The organism is Rhizobium sp. GN54, from assembly GCF_021026345.1.
GTDB lineage: Bacteria > Pseudomonadota > Alphaproteobacteria > Rhizobiales > Rhizobiaceae > Mycoplana.
The window spans coordinates 38,253-62,285 of sequence record NZ_JAJNCZ010000009.1; the positions used below are offsets into that span (position 1 = coordinate 38,253).

18 protein-coding genes, 1 tRNA gene and 1 pseudogene are annotated in these 24,033 nt (G+C 62.0%); 5 read left to right on the plus strand and 15 right to left on the minus strand.

Annotation, left to right across the window (positions count from 1 at the left end; all coding sequences use genetic code 11):
- Window positions 1-130: 130 nt before the first annotated feature.
- The gene (locus tag LQK81_RS20565) at window positions 131-1,117 is read right to left on the minus strand and encodes an MBL fold metallo-hydrolase (protein WP_230808258.1); all 987 of its coding nucleotides are present in this window, start codon (window positions 1,115-1,117) and stop codon (window positions 131-133) included.
- Between the two features lie 276 nt (window positions 1,118-1,393).
- Between LQK81_RS20565 and LQK81_RS20570 the strand changes: the two are divergent.
- Window positions 1,394-2,798, plus strand: a pseudogene (locus LQK81_RS20570) (DHA2 family efflux MFS transporter permease subunit).
- On the opposite strand, the gene LQK81_RS20575 reads toward LQK81_RS20570, so the two are convergent.
- Genes LQK81_RS20575 through LQK81_RS20585 form a run of 3 tightly spaced genes read right to left on the minus strand, consistent with a single transcriptional unit; the run spans window position 2,791 to window position 5,566 of the window.
- Complete coding sequence (locus LQK81_RS20575) at window positions 2,791-3,189, minus strand: VOC family protein (RefSeq protein WP_230808259.1); 399 nt, start codon at window positions 3,187-3,189, stop codon at window positions 2,791-2,793. The pseudogene LQK81_RS20570 and the gene LQK81_RS20575 sit on opposite strands and share 8 nt — an antisense overlap.
- Window positions 3,189-3,920, minus strand: a complete 732-nt coding sequence (locus LQK81_RS20580) for an RlmE family RNA methyltransferase (RefSeq protein ID WP_230808260.1) — start codon at window positions 3,918-3,920, stop codon at window positions 3,189-3,191. The genes LQK81_RS20575 and LQK81_RS20580 overlap by 1 nt, the downstream gene beginning before the upstream one ends.
- On the minus strand, window positions 3,917-5,566 hold the full coding sequence (locus tag LQK81_RS20585) for a Ppx/GppA phosphatase family protein (RefSeq protein ID WP_230808261.1): 1,650 nt from the start codon (window positions 5,564-5,566) through the stop codon (window positions 3,917-3,919). Before LQK81_RS20585 ends, LQK81_RS20580 begins: the two co-directional genes overlap by 4 nt.
- Before the next feature lie 304 nt (window positions 5,567-5,870).
- Here LQK81_RS20585 and LQK81_RS20590 point away from each other — a divergent pair.
- Both LQK81_RS20590 and LQK81_RS20595 read left to right on the plus strand, forming a co-directional pair.
- Window positions 5,871-5,944, plus strand: a tRNA-Gln gene (locus tag LQK81_RS20590).
- A 154-nt stretch (window positions 5,945-6,098) separates the two neighbouring features.
- A complete protein-coding gene (locus LQK81_RS20595; protein WP_230808262.1) occupies window positions 6,099-8,186 on the plus strand; it encodes a DUF6538 domain-containing protein in 2,088 nt (695 codons plus the stop codon).
- Window positions 8,187-8,412: 226 nt separating this feature from the next.
- Here the strand turns inward: LQK81_RS20595 and LQK81_RS20600 are convergent, their stop codons facing one another.
- From LQK81_RS20600 to LQK81_RS20635, 8 genes are all read right to left on the minus strand, one after another.
- Window positions 8,413-8,727 carry a hypothetical protein gene (locus LQK81_RS20600; protein WP_230808263.1) on the minus strand — a complete coding sequence of 105 codons (315 nt, stop codon included), beginning with the start codon at window positions 8,725-8,727 and terminating at the stop codon, window positions 8,413-8,415.
- Between the two features lie 319 nt (window positions 8,728-9,046).
- Complete coding sequence (locus LQK81_RS20605) at window positions 9,047-9,292, minus strand: hypothetical protein (protein ID WP_230808264.1); 246 nt, start codon at window positions 9,290-9,292, stop codon at window positions 9,047-9,049.
- A 275-nt stretch (window positions 9,293-9,567) separates the two neighbouring features.
- Complete coding sequence (locus tag LQK81_RS20610; protein WP_230808265.1) at window positions 9,568-9,975, minus strand: hypothetical protein; 408 nt, start codon at window positions 9,973-9,975, stop codon at window positions 9,568-9,570.
- 42 nt (window positions 9,976-10,017) lie between these two features.
- Window positions 10,018-10,794, minus strand: a complete 777-nt coding sequence (locus LQK81_RS20615) for an ATP-dependent Zn protease (RefSeq protein ID WP_230808266.1) — start codon at window positions 10,792-10,794, stop codon at window positions 10,018-10,020.
- Complete coding sequence (locus LQK81_RS20620) at window positions 10,791-12,788, minus strand: AAA family ATPase (protein WP_230808267.1); 1,998 nt, start codon at window positions 12,786-12,788, stop codon at window positions 10,791-10,793. The genes LQK81_RS20615 and LQK81_RS20620 overlap by 4 nt, the downstream gene beginning before the upstream one ends.
- Window positions 12,781-13,314 (minus strand): hypothetical protein, encoded by a 534-nt coding sequence (locus tag LQK81_RS20625; protein ID WP_230808268.1) that lies wholly within the window; start codon window positions 13,312-13,314, stop codon window positions 12,781-12,783. Before LQK81_RS20625 ends, LQK81_RS20620 begins: the two co-directional genes overlap by 8 nt.
- A 113-nt stretch (window positions 13,315-13,427) precedes the next feature.
- Window positions 13,428-14,495 carry a hypothetical protein gene (locus LQK81_RS20630; RefSeq protein WP_230808269.1) on the minus strand — a complete coding sequence of 356 codons (1,068 nt, stop codon included), beginning with the start codon at window positions 14,493-14,495 and terminating at the stop codon, window positions 13,428-13,430.
- A 332-nt stretch (window positions 14,496-14,827) separates the two neighbouring features.
- Entirely contained in the window at window positions 14,828-16,072 is a 1,245-nt protein-coding gene (locus LQK81_RS20635; RefSeq protein WP_230808270.1) for a hypothetical protein, read from the minus strand.
- Window positions 16,073-16,584: 512 nt separating this feature from the next.
- On the opposite strand from LQK81_RS20635, the gene LQK81_RS20640 reads away from it, so the two are divergent.
- Together LQK81_RS20640 and LQK81_RS20645 are read left to right on the plus strand one after the other, a co-directional pair.
- On the plus strand, window positions 16,585-16,827 hold the full coding sequence (locus LQK81_RS20640) for a hypothetical protein (protein ID WP_230808271.1): 243 nt from the start codon (window positions 16,585-16,587) through the stop codon (window positions 16,825-16,827).
- A 104-nt stretch (window positions 16,828-16,931) separates the two neighbouring features.
- Window positions 16,932-17,363 (plus strand): HNH endonuclease, encoded by a 432-nt coding sequence (locus LQK81_RS20645; RefSeq protein ID WP_230808272.1) that lies wholly within the window; start codon window positions 16,932-16,934, stop codon window positions 17,361-17,363.
- A gap of 284 nt (window positions 17,364-17,647) precedes the next feature.
- Here LQK81_RS20645 and LQK81_RS20650 read toward each other — a convergent pair whose 3' ends face one another.
- The 3 genes from LQK81_RS20650 to LQK81_RS20660 form a co-directional block, all read right to left on the minus strand.
- The gene (locus tag LQK81_RS20650; protein WP_230808273.1) at window positions 17,648-19,351 is read right to left on the minus strand and encodes a hypothetical protein; all 1,704 of its coding nucleotides are present in this window, start codon (window positions 19,349-19,351) and stop codon (window positions 17,648-17,650) included.
- Window positions 19,352-19,424: 73 nt separating this feature from the next.
- Window positions 19,425-22,439: an autotransporter family protein gene (locus LQK81_RS20655; RefSeq protein ID WP_230808274.1), complete on the minus strand. Its 3,015-nt coding sequence runs from the start codon at window positions 22,437-22,439 to the stop codon at window positions 19,425-19,427.
- A 165-nt stretch (window positions 22,440-22,604) separates the two neighbouring features.
- Window positions 22,605-23,834 (minus strand): hypothetical protein, encoded by a 1,230-nt coding sequence (locus LQK81_RS20660; protein ID WP_230808275.1) that lies wholly within the window; start codon window positions 23,832-23,834, stop codon window positions 22,605-22,607.
- Window positions 23,835-24,033 lie beyond the last annotated feature (199 nt).

Sequence of the window (24,033 nt, forward strand, 5' to 3'; positions counted from 1 at the left end):
ATGGTCCGCCTGGTGGCTTGCAAGATAAGTCTTGGAAGTTGGCGAGGGCTCGTAACACGTTCGTGACGGATTGGAAATAGCAAAAAGCCCGGGATCGCTCCCGGGCCGGTTCGCATGGCTCCACCTGGCCTCAGAGGTCGAACTGATAGCTGGCCGGGACGAAGCGATAGCCCTCGGCGCCCTTTTCGGCAAAGCCCACCGCCGGGAAGGGCATGTGGTAGCCGACGAAGGCCAGCCTGTCGGTGGCGACCATGTCGAACACCTTCTTGCGGGTCGCAGCCGCGGCCGCCTTGTCCATGTCGAAGCGCACCTCCCAGTCGGGACGCTGCAGCGACAGCACGTAGTGGTTGGCGGTGTCGGCCGTCAGGACCAGCGGCTTGCCGTCCGATTCGATCCGGAAGATCATGTGGCCCGGAGAGTGGCCGAAGGCGTTGATGCCGGTCACGCCCGGAACCACCTCGCCGCCATCCTCGATGAAGGTGATCTTCTCGGCGAGCGGCTTGACCTTGGCGAGCACGCCCTTGTGGCCCTGCTCTGCGCCGGTGCCGACCCGGTCCGGGCTGACCCAGAAGTCGTATTCGGTCCTGCCGGTGACGTAGCGGGCGTTCGGGAACGCCGGGGCATCCCCTTCCGTCAAGCCGCCGATATGGTCGCCGTGCATATGCGTGATGACGACCACCGATACCTGCTCCGGCGTGTAGCCCAGCGCCTTCAGGCCTTCCGCAAGCCGGCCGAGGCCGCCTTCGCGCCCGCCCTCGCCGAGGCCGGTGTCGAAGAGCACGACCTCCGATCCGGTATCGACCAGCGTCGGCGCGAAGCTGTTGACGAAGTTGTCCGTCGGCAGGAAATTCTCCGTCAACAGGGCGGCGACCGCCTCCGGCGACTGGTTGGTGCCGAAGGTCTCGCTGGGCGCACCGGATGCACGCATGCCGTCGCGGATGACAGCGACGCGGAACGTGCCGAGCTTGAAGCTTCTGGTCTCGACGGGGGATGTTGTCATTTTTGCTTCCGTTTCCGAGGCCGCGAGGACCACGGAGCTGTTCAGGACGAAGGGAGCTGCCAGCGTGCCGATGCCGGCCGCCTGCAGGAGCGATCTGCGTGTGATGTCCGTTGCCATGCCAATCCTCCCGCCAGCCCGGGCCTGCCCGCCCATCGCCGCATTTCGCGCAGGCGGCGCGGGATCATGGCACGAAACGAACGCCGCCTCCCCTCACGAATGACGGCACCACCATCACGGGTTTGTGAAACCGCGACCAAGGCAGGCGTTTGACACTGCGGCGAAGCAGGCGCACAAGCGTGCCGATCGCAGGCGCGCCTGCCCGCCCGGTCGCCCACCGTCATCGGCTGGGTCCTGCTTCCGTTCCGTCCAGGCCGTCGTCCAAAATCCGTCGTCATGAGCCGTATCGTTCCCCTCATTCTCGCCGTTGCCCTCTTCATGGAGCAGATGGATTCGACCGTCATCGCGACGTCGCTTCCCGCCATCGCCCATGACCTCGGCGTCGGCCCGATCACGCTCAAGCTGGCGCTGACGACCTACATGGTGGCGCTCGCGATCTTTATTCCGCTCAGCGGCTGGATGGCAGACCGCTTCGGCGCCAAGCGCATTTTCCGGCTGGCCATGGTCGTCTTCATCATCGGCTCCATCCTCTGCGCCGTCTCCGACAGCCTCATCGCCTTCGTCGTCTCGCGGTTCATCCAAGGCATGGGCGGGGCGATGATGACGCCGGTCGCCCGCCTCGTGCTGGTGCGCAGCACCTCGCGCAGCGAGCTCGTCTCGGCCATGGCGACGCTGACGATCCCTGCCCTCGTCGGACCGCTGGCGGGCCCGCCGCTCGGTGGCTTCATCACCACCTATTTCTCCTGGCACTGGATCTTCCTCATCAACGTGCCGGTCGGCATTGTCGGCTACGTGCTGTCCGGCATCTACCTGCCTGAGGTGGAATCCGCGCCACCCGGCCCGCTGGACTTCAAGGGCTTCCTGCTGGCCGCGGTCGCGGCCGCGGGCACCATGTTCGGCCTGTCCGTCATCAGCCTGCCGGCGTTGCCGCCGGAAATCGGCTTCGCCACCACCGCGTTCGGTCTTTTGTGCGGATACCTCTACCTGCGCCATGCCCGGCGCCATCCACGGCCGGTGCTGGACCTGAAACTGTTCGAGGACAGCGCCTTCCGGGCGGCTGCGATCGGGGGAACGCTGTTTCGCATCTCGATCGGCGCCGTTCCGTTCCTGATGCCGCTGATGCTGCAGCTCGGTTTCGGCTTCACGCCGTTCCAATCGGGCCTGATCACGTTTACCGGCGCGGTCGGGGCGATCATCACCAAGTTCCTCGCCCGGCGCGTCCTCAGCCGCACCGGCTTCCGGACCACGCTGATCGTCGCCAGCATCACCGGCGCCATCCTCACCTTCGTCAACGGCCTGTTCACGCCGGCGACGCCCGTGGTCGTGATCGTTCGTGCTGCTTCTCGCCGGCTTCGCGCGCTCGTTCTTCTTCACCAGCGTCAATGCGCTGTCCTTTGCCGATATTTCCGACAGGGACGCCAGCAAGGCCACCTCGATGAGCGCGGTCCTGCAGCAGATGAGCCTCGCGCTCGGCGTGGCGGTCGCCGGCACGATCCTGGAAGTCGAGACGATGATCACCGGCACAGCACTTCAGCTGCGCGATTTCCACATCGCCTTCATGATCATCTCGGTGCTGACGCTGGCGGCGGTCATCCCGTTCCTGACGATGGCCAAGAATGCGGGCGCGGCCGTCTCGGGGCACCGGGTGGCATCGCGGGAGGAGGTCGCGGGCGTCAAGTAACGCCGGCCGGCTCCGGACGCTCGCAGACGATCGAAAGCTTGTTGCCGTCCAGGTCGCGAACGAAGGCGGCGTAGAAATCGGGATGGAACGGCCGGATCCCCGGCGCGCCCTCGTCCGTGCCGCCATGGGCCAGCGCGGCCGCATGGAAATCGTCCACCGCCGCCCGGCTCGGCGCGTCGAAGGCGATCGTGACGCCGTTGCCGTAGGTGGCCGGCTCGCGGTTGAACGGCTCGACGATCCAGAACCGGCAGCGCACGTCGCCGTCCGCGCTGTATCCGATCTCCCCTTCCGCCTGCTTCTGGCGGCGATAGCCGAGAAGCGGGAGCACCGCGTCGTAGAAGCGGCCGGCCCGATCGAGGTCGTTGGTGCCGACGGTGACGTAGAGCAGCATCAGGCGTCCGCCTCCGCCGCATCGTCCTCCAATACCGGCCTGCGGCCCTTGAAGCCCTTGGCGAGCAGGAACATCTCGACCGATTCGGCGCGCGAGGCCCCCGGCTTGACATGGATGACCTGGCGGAAATTCTGCTTCAGCATGGCGAGCAGCTCGCGCTCCGCGCCGCCCTGGAAGGTCTTGGCGAGGAAATGCCCGCCGTCCGCCAGCACCTCGACTGCAAAATGGGCCGCGACCTCGCAGAGGTGCATGGTGCGGATATGGTCGGTCTGGCGGTGACCGGTCGTCGGCGCCGCCATGTCGGACAGGACCAGTTGCGGCGCCCCACCGATCGCCTCCTTCAGCTTCTCCGGCGCCAGCGGATCGAGGAAGTCCATCTGCAGGATCCGCACTCCGGGCAGCGGGTCCATCTCGAGGAAATCGATGGCGGCGACGCGCGGGTCGGCATCGGTGGAATTGGTCATTTTGGCGGCGATCTGCGACCAGCTGCCAGGAGCGGCCCCCAGGTCGATGATGCGCCTGGCGCCGTCGAGGATCTTGTGCTTCTCGTCGATCTCCAGAAGCTTGAAGGCCGCGCGCGCGCGATAGCCCTCGAGGCGGGCGCGCTGGACGTAGGGGTCGTTGATGTGACGCTCGATCCAGCGCCGCGAGGACGCCTTCAGCTTGCCCTTCTTGACCTTCTGGCCGAGCTTTCGCCCGGTCCGGCTGCCGCCGGCAGGTGGCTTCGTCATGTCTGTTGTCCCTCCGGCCGGCCGGGGTGGCGGAAGCCGCTGCGGTTCTGGCGACGGTGGCGGCCGCGCCGCCAGACACCGTCGTCGGCCATCATGTCGGTGAGGAGGCCCTCGCGCAGTCCGCGGTCGGCGACGCGCATGCGCCGCGACGGCCAGCGGTTGCGGATCGCCTCCAGGATGGCGCAGCCGGCAAGCACCAGGTCGGCCCGGTCCGGACCGATGCAGGGATTGGCCGCGCGGGCGGAAAAGTCCCAGGACAGAAGCCGCGCCTGCATGGCGCTGACCTCCGCATCGAGCAGCCAGACGCCGTCCACCTGGCGGCGGTCGTAGCGCGGCAGGTCGAGATGGACGCCGGCGAGCGTCGTCACCGTTCCGGAGGTGCCGATCAGGTGGAAATCCGGCGCCTCGCGGCCGCCATGGGCGGGGCAATCGAAGTCCGCCAGCATGCCCTCGACCTCGCGCACCATGGCGGCGAAGCTCTCGGGGGTGACGTCGCGGCCGCCGTGGCGCTCCGACAGGGTGACGACGCCGACCGGCAGCGAGGTCCAGTGGGTGATGTGGTTGGCGAGCCGGTTGGAGCGGTTGTCGTCGATGCGGATCACCGCGATTTCCGACGAGCCGCCACCGATATCGAACAGCACCACCGACTTCGTCTCGCGACCGACCAGCGACGAGCAGCCGGATACGGCCAGCCGCGCCTCGGTCTCCCGGTTGATGATCTCGAGGTCGAGCCCGGTCTCGGCGCGGACGCGGGCCAGGAACGCCTCGCCGTTCTCCGCCCGGCGGCAGGCCTCGGTGGCGATCAGGCGGCTGCGACGGATGTCGCGACTCTTCAGCTTCGCCGCGCAGATCTTCAGCGCCTCGATCGAGCGGTCCATCGCATCCTCGGAGAGCCGCCCGCTGGCGGCAAGCCCCTCGCCCAGCCGGACGATGCGCGAAAAGGCATCGACGACGCGGAACTGGCCGGGACGGGTCGGCTGGGCGACCAGCAGCCGGCAATTGTTGGTGCCGAGATCGAGGGCCGCATAGAGCGGTGCGTCGTCAAGGCGCGGTTCGCTGCGCGCCAGGCCGCCCGCCGCAGGGTCGCGTCCGTGCGGATGGCCGCCCCTCGGTGCGCCATGCGGGTGACCGTAGCGCTGGCCCCGATCCTGACCCGGTTGATGGCCCTGATTCTGGCCGTGACTCGGCCCCTTGGACGGACCTTGCTGCTGCGCCTGCGCCGGTTTTCCCGCCGATGCCACGAATTCGGGCGTCTTTTCAGGCCCCTTGAGCGGCCGGCCCTGCAGGCCCCGCCCCTGATGCCGCCTGTCGCGACCGGTACGGCCCTGCCCCGCCTGTTCGGCAACGGGCGCGGCGACGCGTTCGGTCTCGGACGGAAGCTGTTGCGGCTTGGCTGCACCGCCCTTGCCGCGGCGACGACGCTTGCGCTTGCGGACGGCATCGCCATCCTGCGTGCTCTGGTGGGGGCGTGGCTCCTGGCCGTTGCGGCCGGTGTCGCCGTTGCGCGGGGTAAGGGAGCCGGAGGACGGATTTTGAGCCCGCTTTTCCTTTCCCTTGCGGCGGCGCGACCGCTTCGGTCTTGCCTCTCCGCCCGTGCCCTGCGCCCCTGATACGGACGGCCCAAGGCCGCGGTCGGGGTCGTTCACGTTTCTGCCTATCGCGCCGCGCAAGGCCGTTTCGGGCCGCAGCAGGCGCTGTCTCGAATTTTCGTTGCCGCGACCTTAACAGCGGCCGCCACGTTCGACAAATTCTTTTTGCGCAGCGTCTTGGCGCGCCGGCTGCCCCGCGCAACATCCGCCAGCAAGCCGGCCGCTTGCCGCGAGGCCCAATTGCCCACGCGCGAAATCCACAACCGGCCGGCAAAAAAATTCTGCAGGCCTATTTGCATCCGCCAGGCTTTTGGTTATAAGCCGCCCACACCGACAGGGCGCCGCCTGCGCCGCCCATCGTTGGGGAATAGTTCAATGGTAGAACGGCGGACTCTGACTCCGTTAATCTTGGTTCGAATCCAGGTTCCCCAGCCAATTCTCGCTAAAATCCCTTAATTCCTTGATTTTCCAGTCGTGCCGGATATCGTTTTGGCATCATTGGCGACCTGATGCCCAGAACTGATGCCCACAGGTGATGCCCACGCGAAAAATTGCGTGCCGTCGCCGGTGGCGAGCAAGGGCAGTTCCCATGGCGGTCCGCCACGACGTCGAGAACCTCATTCGCCGCGGTAACATCTTTTACTGGCGCGCGCGTGTTCCACTCTCCTTCATCCGATGCACACCAGGCAGCCGGCTTTCACTCAGTCTTCAGGTATCCGATCATAAGAAAGCACAGATGATCGCGCGGCAACTCAACATGCGGCTTGCCGAGATGAAATTGAAACCGAAGGAAATCATGGCTGACAGGGAACAGCTCCAGAAGCTTTTCGAGCGTGTCCGGAACGCCATGCTCGAGGACCTTGACGACGTCAATGTGCTGGCCAAGCGGAAGGGCCGGGCGGGTCATGTCCGAGAGATGGAACTCGATCTGGAGGCAGGCTGGGCCTACAACCTTATCGCCAAATTCGGCGCAGCCAAGGATCTCACCCTGGCGGGCGACTGCACGGGCTTGAGCTTCCTGCTGAGGAGCGGAGTACCGATCTCCCACGTGGATGCGATCCGGGCAAATCATATCGCTGGATTGAAGCTGGTACGAAGCCCGGATGTCCAAGAAGCTGTCCGAGGCTTGATGGTCACTTTCGGCATCCCTGACACCCCGCTAAATCGGGAGCGGGCCATGACTAAGTTCTGTGAAGCCCGCGCCGCAGCCCTGCTTGACATCGACGACCGCCACGAGCTCGTCGATAGAAGCCTCAGTGAACTCACAGGCGGCGGCAGAGCCAACAAATCCTCGACCGAGGTGAAGCCTGCAGGGGTCGAACCAGCGACCCCTGCTTCCCCGACACTGGCCGAAGAGAGCGTACCGGCAACGACTGCGCCGGATATCCCGGAGGAGGAGGCATTCGCCCACCTCGACTTAACGCCAAGCCCCGCAACTGCCAGGAAGGCTTCACTCAAACCTCAGGAAGCTGAACAGCGCGTCGTTGTCGTATCGGAGTTTGAGGAGGAATGTGAAAAGCTCATCAAGAACATGGGTGAAGATTGGGAGCCGGCAACAGCTCGAGATGCAATGGCGCTGGTACGGATGTTCAAATCGGTGCTCCATGAACATGGCGTCGAGCATTCCGGGCAGATCGAGCAATACCACATTGGGCTGCTGCGACAGCATTTCAACGACATTCCGACCAACTGGGGCAAAAGCGCCCGGATGAGAAGCATGTCGGCGCCGGAGCTTCGTGCGGAGGGTGAGAAATTGCTCAAGGCGGCTGATATCGCGGGCACTAAGGCGAAGGTTGGTCTGGCCCCAACAACAATCCGCAAACACTTCGGGAACCTGCAACACTTTCTCACACACCTGAAAGGCCACGGGTTCGAAATCGAGAGCTGGACATTTGAGGGCCTGCGCCCGAGAAAGCCCAAAGCCGGAGACGTCCGTCACCAGCAGTACAAGCCAAAGCCTCAGGACATCGCTCCGATTTTCTCAAGTCCCGTCTATATGGGCTCGCAAGATCACCTGCGAGGAAAACGGAGGAAGCCAGGCAAGCGCGTCTTTCACGATTCGCTCTACTATCTGCCGATCCTGTTCACCTATCTGGGCCCCAGGCGCAACGAGTTTGCCGGGCTTCATGTCAACGACATTGCAAAGGAGGAGGACGGCTACGTCATCATCCTTCAAACGAACAGCATTCGTCGACTGAAGAACGCACAGTCCAAACGACTGCTGCCAATGCCTGAGGAATTGGTTCGGCTTGGCTTCATCGAATACGTGCAGGCCATCAAGAGGCTGGGATATGAGGCACTTTTCCCGGATCTGTTCTCAGACAAGACCGACAACAATCCGGGCGATCGGTTCTATGATACGTTCGTGCCCGTCATGCAGGAGGCACTCGGTGAGAAAATGTGGGATCGAGCGATCCACGCCTTTCGCCACGGCATGGCAGATACCCTGAAACAAGCAGGTGTCTCTCCGGATGTCATTGACGACATCTCCGGACGACTGACCGAGGGGAGCGAAACAAATACGCGCTACACCAATCCGGCTGGCCTCCCATTGATGCGGAGCGCGCTCAAGCACTATCCGATCATTACCTCCGCCGTCGAGCCGAAACCGTTGCAGCTCCTGCCGTGGATCGAGAACAAGCAACCACCTTCATGGGCGCGCAATGGCAAGAAATGAGAAGATTGAGGCGGAAATGATTTCCGCCCGGCTTGCGGGGGGTGGCCGAGCCGAACGACCTGAAGAAGTGGGCCCATCTACCCCTCAAAAAATCCGATTCAGAATCAAACGGCATTCTATGAAGTAATGGGGGGAGAAACCGCAAACCAACCAAACGCCGTTAGGCGTTTACCCGACCCGTTTAGTAAGCCCATTTGGCAACGATAGACCAGGCGGACGGGAACGCTCAGACCTCTTGGTCGGCGCCGTCGGGATAGAGCAGATGGATTTTTCGGCGGAACGGCGAGCCGCCCGTCCGGTATCGCGCGATCAGATCGTCGAACACCGCATCGCTTTCGTGCTCATCGAAACCTTGATCGACCAACATCGAAACGATCTTGGCCCGGAACTTCTCAAGCTCGGCTTGCTGGCCCTTTTCGATCGCTCGCCGGATTAGCCAGAACAGCGCCACGCGAGCCACGTCATCTCTATCTGGCCTCCTGGACATTCGATTGGCGTCGCGAAGTGCCTTCTGTCGCTGCCTTGCTGCCTTCTGGTTCATGATGCTCCTGCCGATCCTCAACCTCTTCAATGATCATAGGACCGGCCTGCCGGCGCAAGCCTTGCCCGGCTGAATCGGAAATTTCAGACTTTGAATCGGCTGCGCAGAACAATGAATCAAATGACCGCAACTTGTTTCGAGTTGCGCGCACGTTATCTCACGTCAAGACGACCTGTTCGACCGCGAACGGCGTTGGTGAATCATCGTATTCGAGTTCCGAATCAAAAATCCGGTGTTCGGAATCAAATGAGCGCAATTTGTTTCAGGTTGCCGGAGACTTGATGTGAGTTGCCAACAACGTGGCACACCTTGTCTCAAATCATGTCGCATCATCGCGATGGTGTCCGAGGATCCAGCCCTCCCATTTGCGGACGGCATCGATTGCCGGAATGCCTTTACCCCGCCGGCCGTCAACGACATCAAGCATGCCCAGCAGTCCGATGACAGCATCGAAACGATCCTCGCCTGCCTTGTCCGAGCCGAAGCCATCGTTGATGGCGGAAAGGAGCAGATCGGTATCGAGGCCCGGGCGCGCCGCAAGCCAAGGCAAGATATTCTGTCCCATCCGTAGCCGGTCTACGTGACGCCGCTTGCTCCAGCCACTTCGTGGCATGCCGAACTGACGGTACACGTCGCCAGGATAGGTTTCTACAACGACGACTGGTTTTCTGTTAGCGAGTTCAGCCAGCCTTCCATCGAAGGGCCACAGTCCAATCTCGGCACAATGACTTCCCGCCATCCCGAGATCGCGCCTTTGCCGACCTGATTGCCGCCAAGCGTCCAGAACAACATGCAGGCAGCCTGCCGATCGGCAGTCGCCCGTTCGCAGACACGCAAGAGCTATGACGCACCAGAAATCCCAAGGGCATCGAAGAGATGGGCACGCGCCGTGCCACCAGGGCGGACGGGATAGAACGGGCGCTGCAGCGAGATATGGTCGCGATGACTGGCGACATTGTACCAATCCGACCAGATCCCGGAGCCGAATAATGTCAACGCCTCCTGGAAAGAACCGAGGCCGATTGCTCGCGCATAGGCCGCCGGCAGGCCGATCGGGAAGTCGAAGCCGATGAGAAGCGCGCCAGGATCGACGGCACGACACTGTAGTCGGTCGAACAAGCTCGATGTGTCACCGACGAGTTCCGGAGGCTGAACATGCCAGTGTCCGTCGCGTTGGATGGCCACAGCCATCCAGCGCTTTTTCTGCTCCATGCTCCAATCGGAATGGGCTACGACTGCAACACTCATCCTGCACTCCGTTTCTCCTCATCGGCCGCATGACCATCAGCTTCAGGGCGGCAGATCATCGTCTCTCAGTATGTGCATCACCGCGTTTTCATCCATTGCCTGGGCATCGAACAGCGCCTTGGCGAGGGCATGAAAGACCGGCCTGCGCCTCCTGAGGATCGCGGCGGCTCTATCGAGCGCCACCTCCAACCTGGCGTGAACGCATGCAGCGAGTTCTGGGTCCCGGTCCAGAACCGCGCCCGGATCGCGACGCGGGCGATAGAGCAGTGGATGCTCAGCGCCAAAGCCAAGCGTCCGCTCCATGTCGAACGCGACCCGCGTGGCCCGCGCCAAATCACTTTCGTCGGCGCCCGCCGAGCCGCTGGATACCCGCTTCAGCGCCAGTTTTTCGGCAGCCCTCCCGGCCATCAACACGGTGAGCATGTTTTCGTACCAGGTGTAGGTATTGGTTCCGGATGCATGGAAGCCGAGCAGATTATAGGCGCCCTCCCCGGTGTCGATATTGAGACCTCGGACGGGGCCGAGATCGAGCGCATGATGGACGACGGCATGCCCCGCCTCGTGGAATGCGTAGCGCCAGCGCAAATCGATGGGTAGGGGTGGGCGATTGCCGCGAATCCCCTCTTCGAGGTCCTCGTAGCGGATCGCGCGCTTGCCGCGGCGCGCCCTCAATCGCGCCTCCCGTACGATGCGCTCGATATCCGCGCCCGTCAGTCCCATCGCCCGCGTGGCGAGACGCCGCAGGATCGCGTCGACCGGATTGCCCTGCTGCGCGGCTGCCGGTGTTGCCGTCGTGGTGTTGTTCTGCGGCTCGGTCATCGGCCTGCTTCCTTCCGTTCGTCTTCTGCCTCTTCCTTCAGATGGTCGGCGACGATCTTCCTCAGCGAGAACCCATCATCGGCTTCCGACCGGGTGTCAGGTACCGGCTCGCCGATCAGCGACGTCACATCGTCGCCGAGATGATGAGCGAGGATCTCCGCAAGCGTCGGCACATCGGGTTTCGGAATCTCGATATGCGTTTCCAGCCTCCCGGACCGCTTGATGGCCTCATCGATATGGTCAGGGCGGTTGGTCGCGCCGACGACGATCAATCCCTCGGATTTTACGGCGCCATCGAGCAGTTCCAGCAACTTGTTGACCACGGCATTCCAGTAATCGGAATACTCACGCTCGGCAGGTTGCCGCTTGCCGATGCCGTCGATCTCGTCGATGAACAGGATCGCTGGCGCGATGGCACGGGCCTCGACAAAGGTCTTGTTCATCTTGTCGATCACGTCATTGAGATGGCCGCCCTGAAGCCAGGTCGAGACCGAGGTGACGACCAGCGGAACCTGCAGGCTGTTGCACAGCGCACGGGCAAACGTCGTCTTCCCGGTTCCGGGTGGGCCGGACAAAAGCAGCTTGGTGCTCATTTCCGACCAGGTGAGGATGCTGGCTCGGTAATCGTCCAGGTCCGCCTTGAGATCGAGCGCCCAGTCTTTTGCTCGGCCGTATCCGGAAAGGGTCTCGACGGTCATCGGTGACCTGTCGCCAAGTTCGACGGGTGTCGGCAATAGCTCCGGCTGGATCACTTCGGCACCCGACGGCTTGTCCTTCTTCAAGCGGCCGTTGCTGTCACTGTCGGAGGCCTTCGGCTTTTCGCCCGACCCCGAGGGTTTCTCGGTAGAGGTGGAGGAAGGCTTGGATCCGGATCCCTTTGTCTTCTCGCTCCCAGCGTCTTCCTCGCCATCGCCTTCCTCGAAGTCGCTGCGATTGCGTTCGATGAGCGAGGCAAGGACATGCAGCGCGTCCCGAACATGCCGTCCCGGCCGAAACGCAAGGACCAGATCCTCCAGCGACAGCCACCGCGCATCCGAATCCGATGGCAGGGGAACGCTTTCAATTACCGTGTCCGGATAGAGCACCTCGATCAGGTCAGCGACAAACCTGCGGTCAAGCTTTCCCGTCTCCAGCGACAGATCGGCGGAGATGCGCAAGAGCGAGGGAATATCCGATCGCTTCTCGGCGATGGCAAGGATGGGCAAGTCGCGGGACAGCGCGCTGATCATCCGCCGACGCAGGGCATTGCCGGTTACGCGATGCACGCCAGCGCCTGAGAATGCCACAAGCCGCTTTCGAACCTCTCCTTCATGAACGTCGAAGTGGTTGTCATCGAACATATGGTCGGCATCGATGATGGCGAACGGACCGCCAGGCACCAGCCGGGATTTTTCCAGGAGCCTCACCCCCTCCCGTTCGAAGCCATCGAGCGGCGCATGGAGCGTGATGACCGGTGTCACATGGATCAGGGTGTGAACAATCTCCCGCAGCGACCGTCCGCTGCCGCGCGCCGCGCGCGCCAACACCAGGGCCGCCACGACATGACTGACCAGCGTCGGCGCTGCTGCGCTGTCCACAAGACGAAACGTGTAGGCACGGCGATCGAAGCCTTTGCCCAGCACCGTATCTTGCGCGATTGAACTGCGACGCTTCCGGGGAAAGGCAAGCAGCGGCGAAACGGGCGTCATGTCGATGACCTCCATCGTCACGACACCGCCGCCGTCTCCGCCGGGACCGGGGCCGGAACCTGGTTTGCTCGCCTCCTTCGGTGCAATAAGCCCTCCGCCAAAGTTTTGTCGGAACCAGAGACCATCGCGAACCGGATCGCCGGTCAGCCTTGTCGTGTCGAAAGCCGGGCTGTAGCAGCAAAGCAGATGACCATCGACATCGGCGACTTTCCCTTCCAGCAGACCATTGCGCAGCGCGGTCCGGCGCGCCTCGCGGCGGGCAAGATGCCGGAGGCGGCGGATGAACAGACGAGCCAGTTTATCCATCGACGCGCCCTCCCGTCTCCGCGGCAATAATTGCCGTTTCGAGGTTTTGCACCGGATCGCGCGGACGCGTCCGACCACGCCGCCGTTCGCCCCTGGGGCCGGACCTCGCGGAAGCCGCCAGCACACGCTCGCGCGGCGAACGGCGCGGCAGATGGATGTCAGCCGCCACCGCTACCGGGGTCGGTGAGATCAGATGCTCGTTCCGGGACCAACCGAGATCCCGGTTGCGGCTTCGCAGCCAGTCAAGCAGCAAGCGGCAGGCCGCATTGCCGCCGTCTGCGAGCGCATTCAATCGACGCATCAGAGGCTCCGGCACAGGACCATCCAGCAGAGGGCTTTGCCGCGCAAAGGCGAACGCCAGGCCGATCAAAACGGCGGGGTCATCCGCGACGCGATCGATGCCGGCGGGTTTGGCATGGGCGATAGTCGCCAGCCTGCTGTGAAGGCAAGGCGACGTGATGGTGTCGGTCGTGACCGCTTCGCAACGGAAGCCTGCCACAGACGAGCGGTGGGTTTCGATGGACATGACTGTCTCCTCGCCGGAGCGCGTTCGCCTCCGGCGTTCATGGAAATGGAAGGATGAGGGAAGCCGGCCACACACGGCGCGGCCGCGATCGGTGACGCTAGGCCAGTGGCGCGTCAGTGCCGGCGGGGACGACGGGCAAAGCCGACCCGGATTCGGACCGGTTCCGGTTCGTCATCCTGATCCTCGTCGAAGCAGCCAAGATCGCAGTGACCATCGTCCTCGTCCTGCGCGGCCATCGCCTGCTCTTCTTCATAGCTCCGCGCCGGACCGTTCAGGGCGATGAGCGGCCTGTCGGCGATGGCCGAAGCAGGCGCCGTGTTGGAGACGGCCGCCTCCGGAACACCGAGCGCTTTGCGCGCTTCCGCTTCGAGAAGCTGCTGGACGCGGCGGCCGAAGCGCAGGCGCAGTTCGGCCATGCAGGCGGCGACACCGTCGATCTCCAGCAAGTCGTCGATTTCGGAAAGCGCCCAGATGCCGGTGGCATGATCGCTCGGACGGCTGGCGCCATCGACAATCGCGACCTCGACGGTGTCGACCATCATGCGCTTGTGGTGCTTGTAGAGCCAGTCGGGCAGCACCATGGCGCCGGCCATCATCTTGAACTTCAGCTCTTCGAGGCGGCTGGTGTCACCGTACGAGGCGAGCGAACGCTTGACGTCGAGGATGTAGGCGGTATGCCGTGCGCGGTTTACGACGATCAGGTCCGGCGTGTAACTGCCCTTGGCCGGCGCCTCGCAATCGAGCTTCACGCCGTCGAGGCAAGACCAGTCGTTTCCGGAAACGGCTTCAAGCGCCGCCTTGACCAGCGGCAGTTTGAGCGACTGCGTCAGCACGGTCACATTCGGATTGGCTTTCGCCAGACGATCAACCGCCTGCTCGAGCAGTTTGCCTTCCCGGAACGACACGGCGCGGACAAGCGAAGCAATGTGAACGTAGTGGCCAAGGATTTCGTCCTCGACCGGCTCGCCGTCGGCGATTGCCGCAATGGCGCGATCGATCAGCAGGTCGAGATCGGCCTCGACGTCGGCGAAGCGAATGATGTGCGGATGGCGGCGCAACGCGGCCGGTTCGTTGATGCTGTTGGCACCAAGGCCGAACGGACGCTGAGAGAACATCGAGGTCGAGACGGCGGTCGAACGGAGAACTTCCCCGGCGGGGACAGAGAGAGTATGCGTGGTCATAGCCCGATTCCTTTTGCATAAGGCTTGAGGGTCAGGCCCTTGGTAGCGTTGGCGCGCTGCCTTGGGCCGTTTTGTGTTCGGTCATCCGAACGCCCCCAACCTGGCAGGACCGGCGACCGGGCTCAAGGACCCGGAACAGTAAAAAGGAACAAAGCCGGTACGTAGTTAACGGTGGGCTCACGAAGCCCGAGACCGGTGAAGGCTTACGGCGATCGGCACCATTCGCCTGTGCGTTTCCACTCGGCATCCGAAGGCAAAGCAAAAGGGCCGACATGCGGCCCTCTCGAGTTTGGTGGGAAGGTCGGTTCACAGCCTCCAAGCCCGCGCGATCACTAGGCGGCAGATGCAGCTACATCGTCGGCTTTGTTGGCGGCCGGCTTGACGCGGTCAAGGAAGGCTGGCCGTCTAAAGGCCTTCGGGGGCTCGGCCATAGATTCTGCCAGAGACGGGATCGAGTCTTCCGGAAGAATCTGCCTGGATGTCGCCGACTGCTCCATCGTGACTTTGGCCCCGAATGGCGCAAGCATGGCCTCGAGCCGCTTTACAGCTTCCGCTTCGACAGAGTCCCTTTCGGAGCCGGCAACGACCGAGACCCCGTCATCCTGGTGCCGCTGCTGATTGGCAGCCAGCAAGCTTGTGTCGACCAACAATGTGGCTGCTGGCGAGATCGACGCCTTGTCGGCCTTCGGCCAGACAGGGTCCTTGGTTTTCGCCGAAGCCCACTCCAACAATGGCAAGACTTCGTTTTCAAGCCATGTCCGGAGTTCTCCCTTTTCCGGCCAGGTGTCCGTGCCACCGATCTTGTGAAGCAGATTCCCGACGTCGTTCCACCGGGTTTTCGCCGGAAGCTTGGTCTCCCAGATCACGTAGTGATAGTGCGGATTGGGCATGACAAACTGGGCAAGACTTTCAAGCTCCTTGCGGGCAAGGCGGGCAGTCAAATGAATCTGAGCCGCAAGCGTCTTTTTGATCAACCGCTTCTCCAGAACCGCCTCACTGACATGCGCGCGGATCTCCTCGAGGTGACCAATGAAGGATTTGACGCCATCCCGGACTTTGATCGCGATGATCGCCTTGAGCCCGTCAAGGCCGCCGACATCGTATGGATCGATCTGCGGCCCTGCCTCTGTCTCGTTTTTCGAGCCGGCCACAATCGCTACGACGTCCTGAACCCTGAGTCTGCCGTTCTGGGCGGCAAAGCCAATGGCCTGCTCGATCTGCTCGGGCTCGAAGGCACTCAACTTTCCAAGAACCGTCGGACCGACGGCCAGTTCCACCAGAATATCCTTGTAGCGAGCCAGATTGCGAAACACCGCGCGCTGGGTCCGGACATGGCGCGCCGTGTAGCCGCAGCGCTCCACGGCCCATTTTTCGAGTGTTCCTTCCGGGAGCAGCCCGGCTGCGCGCTCAAGATGCTCGCCCAACTTGAAAGTCTCTTCGGTCGAACGGCGCGAAACGCCGATGAGGAACATGGCCGTCTCTTCGAGCTGGCTCTTAGTGTCCTCGGCGAGCGAATAGGCTTCGTAGAACGTGCGAGCGGCGGACGGGAGGGTGAATGCGTCGGTAGTCTTGGTCATGGTTATCTCCATGTAAGAGGAATGTCAGTAAAAGCATAACCGCCTTTACCCCTCTATTATCTCAGAACACGCACCAAATTAAAGCAATCGTAAGTTTTGCAATAAATTGTGGCAAAGAATAACTATGACTAATACATCGAACAATTCCTTACGATACTATCGATCACTTAAAAAATGCGGCGAATCAAAAAATTTTCATTTCCATGAAAACAAGCAACGTCCACAATTAATACGTGCACGCTTTCAGCTAAAACGAGGACTGACGCGTCGGGAGTGTCCGGGCCTTTTCAAGTCAGCCTTCCGCCTGGTACCAAGATGCAGGCACCTGATCTCCGGAGTGAGAGCGAGTCCATCCGATGGCAAAGGCCATACTCACAACCAAGGTCGATCCGACATACGACGACCTTCCGGAATAGCGGTATCATTTCCCGCGCACCTATCTGCGTCAGGTCGAGGCGGCTCGCGGGGACTGGATCGTTTATTACGAGCCCAGACGTCCGAACGGCGACCTGATGAAGACAGGCGGCAAACAGGCGTATTTCGCGACCGCCCGGATAACGGACATCATTCCCGATCCATCGAAGCCTGATCACTTTTACGCGCTCATCGCGGATTTCCTGCATTTCAGTCATGCCGTCCCGTTCAAGGAGGCCGACCTTACTACGAGTGCGGCCTACGCAAGGAGGACGGCTCGACCAACAAAGGTGCGTTCGGCCGCGCTGTCCGCAACATTCCCGACGCCGAGTATGACCTGATCCTCGCTGCCGGCTTTGCGCATGTCATTGGAAACCGTGACCGCGAGAGGCCGACGCCGGATCCGGCCGAGGAAGCCCGGATCGGATTTGGCGACAATCCGCAGGTGCCCTACGAGATTGATCGTGTCGATCGTAGGCTCGTGTCGCAGGTTCTGCAGCGGCCCTTCCGCGATCGCGCCTTCTCCGCGGCCATCAAGACAGCCTATCATGACACCTGCGCCGTCACCGGCCTCAAGCTAATCAACGGCGGCGAACGCTCAGAAGTCCAGGCCGCCCACATTCGTCCGGTGGCAGATCGAGGGCCGGACAGCGTTCGCAACGGGCTTGCGCTTTCCGGCACGGTGCACTGGATGTTCGACCGCGGGCTGATTTCGGTCGATGACGATTACGGCCTGCTGATTGCGTGTGGCGGCGTGCCGGATACGATCACGCGGCTCATCAATCCCGAGCGGCGCCTGCTCGTCCCATCACGGCCGGACGAGCGGCCGCATACGCAGTTTTTGCACTACCACCGCGAGAAGGTGTTCAAGGGATAAGGACGCGGAAATGATTTCCGCCCTACACGCAGCAGCTCAGTCCTCGCTGAAAAAGTCCTCGTCCAGCCGCTTGAATTCGACAGTGCGGTAGCTGCGGACGCCGACGCCGTGTTCGATCATCAAGTCGGCCAGTTCCTGTCCATCGATGAGGATCACCCGGTGGACCAAGTGCTTGACGTAGTCGCGCGCCGGCTGGCGGCAACGTTCGTGCCCCCCACGCCTTCGTTCGCTCGCGAAGGCGTGGGGGGCCGCCGCGGCTGGGTTCCATCCTCGTCCCACGGGCATTATGTTTCCCTTTGCCTGGCCATCCTTCGCCTTATCCGCACGACATTGTGCAGGTACAGGCAATAGCCCGAGATGAAATGCTCGACGTCGTCGATGCGGACGCGGAAGGCGTGGTGCCTGCTGAAAAAACTTCCAGCGATTTTTTGCGGCGCTTTGAAGTACATGGCGATCTCCGGATAGAAGCAGGCGAACCGCTGATGTTCGGCACGGTGATCGATCGCCTCGACCAATGCCCGGACATCAAATGGCGGCGGGAGCGGATTGCCGGTGGTCTTCATTGTGTCGACGAGCAACAGCGTCGCCATCAACAGTTCCAGAAAGGTCGGATATGCCGTTTCTCGCTCTCGAATGAATGGCAGGTTGCCGAAACCGTTTTTCAACCCGAACTCGAAATATCGTTGTTCCGGATGGTAGCGCGTGATCTCATTGGCGCAGTAGGCGAGCCAATGATCGTGATGCTTCCAGTGATCTGTGCGAATGAAATGTTCGAACGCCTTGATCGCCGACGTCAGCCAAAGGGGATCTCTGTCGATCTCGTGAAGACGAAGAAGCGCCAATACCGCCTCTCCGTCATAGAAGACGATGCGGAAGCGATCCTTGACAGTGAGAGTATCGCCCTGAAGAACATGCACAAACGCGCCGCTTGCTGCATCGAGGAACCGGTCGACGATGCCTTTGGCCAGGGCGCGCCCAACGGGGAGATAACGAGCATCGCGCGTCAGCGACGCAAATTTGGCAATCGTGAGGACCAGAACCGCCTGCGCACCGAGCTTGATCTCGCCGTGGTTCGCGTGATCGACGACGAAGAGCCGCTCGCCATCCCGTCGCATCGCAGTGCGCAGCACTTGGTCGATACCCCGCGGCACGTGACGGCCGATCTCGCCGTTTCCGGTTGCCTCCCACGCCTCGAGCATCGCATAGAGTGTCCCGCAATGACGAAGTATGTTGTAGGTGGGAATGACCGCGTCATATGCGGGGAAGTAGCCGTAGACGAAGGAACCGTCATCCCGCATTTGCCTAGTGAGGTACATGCCGGCATTGTCGATGAGGTTTTCGATCTCGTCGGCGACCATCGGTGCGGCCCGGAGTCCTTGGCCGAAGCCGCAATCGGCAAGGATGCGGACCTCGCCCGTCCGATCGCTAAACAGGCTCTTCGTATCGAACAGGTACCATGCGGGCAGTTGCTGCACGCCGCTGGAAAGCGGCGGCTGTTTGCGTGACGTCTGCAGGTACCGGTTTATCCGTTCAAAGTTCAGTCCGAGCGGACGGCCGGCATCACAGACCCAGGCCGCGATACCGTTCAACTCCTGTTCAAGGAGAGCGGTATTGAAATTCGGGTCGAAAGCGATGCCGTGGCGGAAATAGTTTCGCCGTCGGCCGGACAACTCAGCAAGGACCTCCGGCGGCGTGGCGACACGAATGGAGTGTAATACGTCGATCTTGATCCATCGCCAGCGATTTTCATCGGGGATTCGCTTCCTGAGGTGTGCGATGGCTGCGCGCCAGGCGGTGTCCAGCGAGTTTCCAACGCCCGTGGCGCAAATCGCCCGGGTTCGGGCATCCGAAACAGATGCGATCAGGACGAGCTTGGGCTTACGCCCAAAGTGCGACGAAGTGGCGTCAAGGGCTTCCCCCTCGAGAGTGGCGGCGGCTTGGCGAAGGTTGGCGAGCACTCTCTCAGTCGGAACTTGCAGTTTGGTCATCCTCCAGATTCCAACCGCGCACCCTCTCCGGCATATCTCACCCCATCACAGGCGGCAGGGAACGGCAGCGGCGTCACCACCTGATACGCAGGCCCACATTCCCCTCAATGCCGTGGAAGTCATTTCCCGAAACGTCCGTGTTGTATGACACACTTGCGTAGATACGGGTGTTCTGGTCGAAATCCGCTGTAAGCCCGGTGCCAAGCTCCAACGTGGTTGCCTCTCGCGTCGAGGTGAAACCAGTGGCGTTGAATGCGACTGTACTGTCGGCGCCAAATTCGTGCCAGAGGTTGGCGAGAAGGAATGGATTGACCTTCGCGCCATTCACATCGTAGCTGCCGAGGAGGCGCGCACCGATGCGCCCCGTCCAGGCATTTTCATCGTCGATGGCGATGCGCCCGCCGGGATCCTGGACTGTGTCGAAGTCCTGATGCTGCCAAATCAACTGCGCTTGCGGCTCGATGGACCAATTCTCATGAACGTCAAATTTCGTCCCAGCCTCGAGCGAAGCCGTGATCGCAGTTCCGTCGACATTGGACGTGTATCGGCCGATTGAACTCGTGTCCGCGTCCAGCCAGGAATGCATGAGGACCGCGTCGACATAGCCTCCGCCGGGCCACGTGTGGGTCCAGTAGCCGCCAATGCTGTAGGCATCGATATCCAGGGTGCCGACGGTTATGTCGAAGCGACCCAGTGCAAACCCTTCGATCTCGCCGCTGGCACGACTATAGCCCAGAAAGAGACCCAACGTATCCTCCTGGCTATTGGCATGCTCAACCTTATAGACAGGAGCGCCGGCCTGGATACCCCAGGTCGTCCCGTCGAAACTGGGGTTCAGAATTCCTTCCAGATCCTGACTGTAGCTTTCTCCGAACATCCGCGTCCAAACGAGATGCTTCGGATTCTCGCTGTCGAACCAGTTCTGCTCGCCATGACGTTCGTGGAACGTCCCGAGCGTCGAGCGGAGCAGACCGCGTGATACGCTGGGGAGAACGGTGAAAATTGGAACTTCCGGCCGGTAGGACGGTATGAACCCACTCCCGCCGCCATCATCCCCGTCTCCATCTCCGTCCCCGTCTCCGTCTCCATCTCCATCACCGTCGCCATCCCCGTCGCCATCACCGTCGCCATCCCCATCGCCGTCCCCGTCGCCGTCCCCGTCGCCATCACCGTCGCCATCACCGTCGCCATCACCGTCGCCATCTCCATCCCCGTCTCCGTCACCGTCGCCGTCTCCGTCACCGTCGCCGTCACCGTCGCCGTCTCCATCGCCATCCCCATCACCGTCGCCGTCTCCATCGCCATCCCCATCGCCGTCTCCATCACCGTCCCCGTCTCCATCACCGTCGCCATCCCCATCGCCGTCCCCGTCGCCATCCCCGTCTCCGTCGCCGTCGCCGTCGCCGTCTCCATCGCCATCACCGTCGCCATCCCCATCGCCGTCGCCGTCACCGTCGCCATCCCCATCGCCGTCCCCGTCGCCATCACCGTCATCGCGGAGATGATTGCGCAGGTACCAGTTTTCGGCCGTCTCATCCTCTTCGCCGCCTCTGAACAATAAGTACTCGTAGGCCCCGGCGGTGACCCGGTGGAGCAGGCGAAAGGATCGTGGCGCGGTAGTGCCGCCATTGGTCGCTTCCACGACGAGGATGCCATCTTCCTGGGTTCGCGCGCCCTCACCGCCAACATTCTCAACACCCACTCGGGTCACACCGGACGCTTCACCGCCAGAGACGACGAGCTTGTCTGCCGGCGAAGTGTCATCGCCCAGCACCGATTGGAGCAGCAACTGCCCGGAATCGCCAAGGTAGTCGCCCTGTATCGTCAGGCTGTCGGTCGTCGAGTTGGAGCCGGATGCCAGGTCGATCACGCCGCTGTTCTCGACGCTCACGAGGGCAGATCCGAAGGGCAGGACCGACGTTTGACGCCCGCCGCCGAAGAGCGTGCTCGTCTCGTCGATGGTCAACGTTCCGGTCGCCGTCCCGCTATCCCCGAGCGTAAGGTTTTCCGTCATCTGCAGGGACGAACTCTCCGTAAGGGCAATGAGCTCCCAGTTCACAAGTCTCTGGGGACCGGCGCCTTGGGTATCTTCCCATGTCAGGGTGTCCCTGTTCATTCCGCCGTCAACGCGGATTGTCTTGAGCTCGGCGTCGTCAAGGCCCCGGAACAGCGCGCGGTCGCGGTTGTCGCCCATATCGATGCCGCCGATCAGACCGCCGGTCCACACCATCGTATCCCGCCCGGTGCCCGCTTCCAGGTTGCCGGTGACCTCACCACCGATCAGCCGAAAGGTGTCGCGGCCGGCGGCCTGCTGAACACTGGCGCTGACGCGGCCACCTTCCATGCGGAAGAGATCGTTGCCGCTCCCTTGGTCGACGCTTCCATTGATGGAGCCCGGATCGTAGTTGATGATCGTATCATCGCCGCTTCCAAGTGCGACCGTGCTCTGAATGGTGCCGTAGTTGGTTATGTCCGTCTCGCTTGCGCCGATGACGAACACCCCGTTGTTGATGAATGCGCCCGAATTGTTGACGATCCCTGTCGTGCCGTTGCCGTCGATCGTTACACCGTTGTTCAGCGTTCCGCTGTTGGCGATGCTGTTATCGCTGTCACCGGTAAAGCTGAACGGTGAATTGATCGCAGAACCGGCATTGTTCACGACGGAGTAGTTCCCATCTCCGGTGATGACGAGCCCGTTGTTCATGTTGCCGGAATTCTCGAAAATCACGACATCGTTGTCGTCGAGCGTCACACTGTTCAGATTGCCGGCACTGGTGACGTCAAGCAGGCCTGTGTTCGAGGCGCTGAACGGCCCGTTGAAGTTTGTGCCAGCGAGGATGTCAACATAGAGTTCATCGAGGCCGTTGGTGGTGTATCCGGCCGGATTGCCATCGCAGACGACCGTGTCTCCCGAGGAAGGAGCCGCCGGATTGCAGTCCGCGAGCGCAATGCCGGCATCGGGAAGTAAGAAGATACTCGCAAGGGCGGCCTTGCGCAGCGGATGGGGCGACTTCCGGCGTGCGATGGAGGGCGGCCTGCGATGGCGTCGCTGGAACGTGCTCCTTTTGCCAGACCCGCTGTTCGACATGGCTCTCTCCCCGATCCTTGCAGTCCTTCGAGATGCTATCGATGGTGATTTCGTTCGATGTTCCAAACGCTAACAGAGTGGAAGGTTAACGCTTGATGCCGCCGCCATCGCCAGCGCCGAAGCAGTGTCCCCAATTGGCTCCCGCCCGTGAGTTTCTCGGGCAAATCAAAGAAGGAGGAGCTTCTTCAGGACGGACACGACCTCCTTGTATGGCAGCTTCGTCGCTCCTGCGACGGCGAATGGGATGAGAGCACCCGCGGCAACCGGAACCACTGCTGATCGACTGACCAGGACGACCGAAAGCTTTCGCGATGCCTCATAATGCTTTGCCGGATCCGACATCTCACTGTCAGGTTCGGGTGTGGGATCAGAAAATACGTTTCGCCCGATTGCCTTCCGTTCTGCCGTTCTGCAGTATTGGGTGGCCTGTGCGCCAAGCAGCGCCAGCCCCTCTTCCCTGAGGCGCGAAAGCGGAGGCGTAAACGCGGACAGCGGATAGGCGAAGAAGCTGATAACGATCGCCAGCCAGCCGCTCATCACCATGGTGAAGGTGGTCATCGTCAAGCCTTCGTGAAGAAAGTTCTTGGCAACCGCTGCGGCCACGGCACAGCTCATCCCGAAAACAAAGAAAACATACGCATTGGGGTATTGCGCAAGAAAGGCCAGCCCGCCCTTGCCGTCAGGATGGGTAGCGACCAGGCGCAAGTCCAGCCTTGCAAGCCCACGCAACAATTGCGCCCATACGAAATGCCGCCAGATCCCGCGCAAGAAGAGGAAGACGAACAGCGGCAGGCTGAAGCATATCGACCACCATCCTGCCGCCGAGATCCTGTTGCCTGCCGGGAGGTGTTCAACCGCCCAGGAAGAGGTACCGACCGTGTGGAAGTTGAGATAGGAGAGACAGGACGCAAAAATCGCAATCAGCAAGCACATGAGTTCTGCTACGCGCGAATCGCGCTTCCGAAGCGCCGCCGAAACAATCGCCGCAGCTTCTGGAATGGACGCCGGCGCAATGATCGGTGCGCGGACCATCTGCGACAATTTCGCCTGTAACCCTCGTTCCACTTGCTGCTCGGCGAGAACAAAAGCGCCGATTCCGATGAAGAACTTCGCCCACACCCCGAGATCGGCCAGATAGGCACCGCGGCCGTGGTCCAGCGAAAAGCTGCGCGGAAGGCCGAGCAGGAACGGCACGCCCCATGCCAGCGCCACGAATAGCGCAGCACGCGCGGGCGCACGGAGCGCACTTTGGCGCAGCAACTTGAGTTGCTCCTGCAATTCGAAGAACGGACCGCCATGCGAGGCAAGAAACTCGCCAAGCTCCGTCGCATTGGAGTCCGTCCGGGGATCTTTTACTCTCAGGTCAGAGAGGGGCTCGGAGTGAGCTTCGTTCATCGCTTCGGTTACTCCCATGGGGAAGCAGATCTTGGGGCGAAACGCCGACGCAGAGAAAGCCTATCTTGCTGATGGAACTGCGCAAGTCGTTCGCCCGGGAGAACATGTTCGTACCTGTTCGCACCTGTCGGTTTTAGGTGATTGAGCGAGTATGTATCCGTCGCACAGCCGCGGGAGGCGAACCCATCGGTGAGTGCAG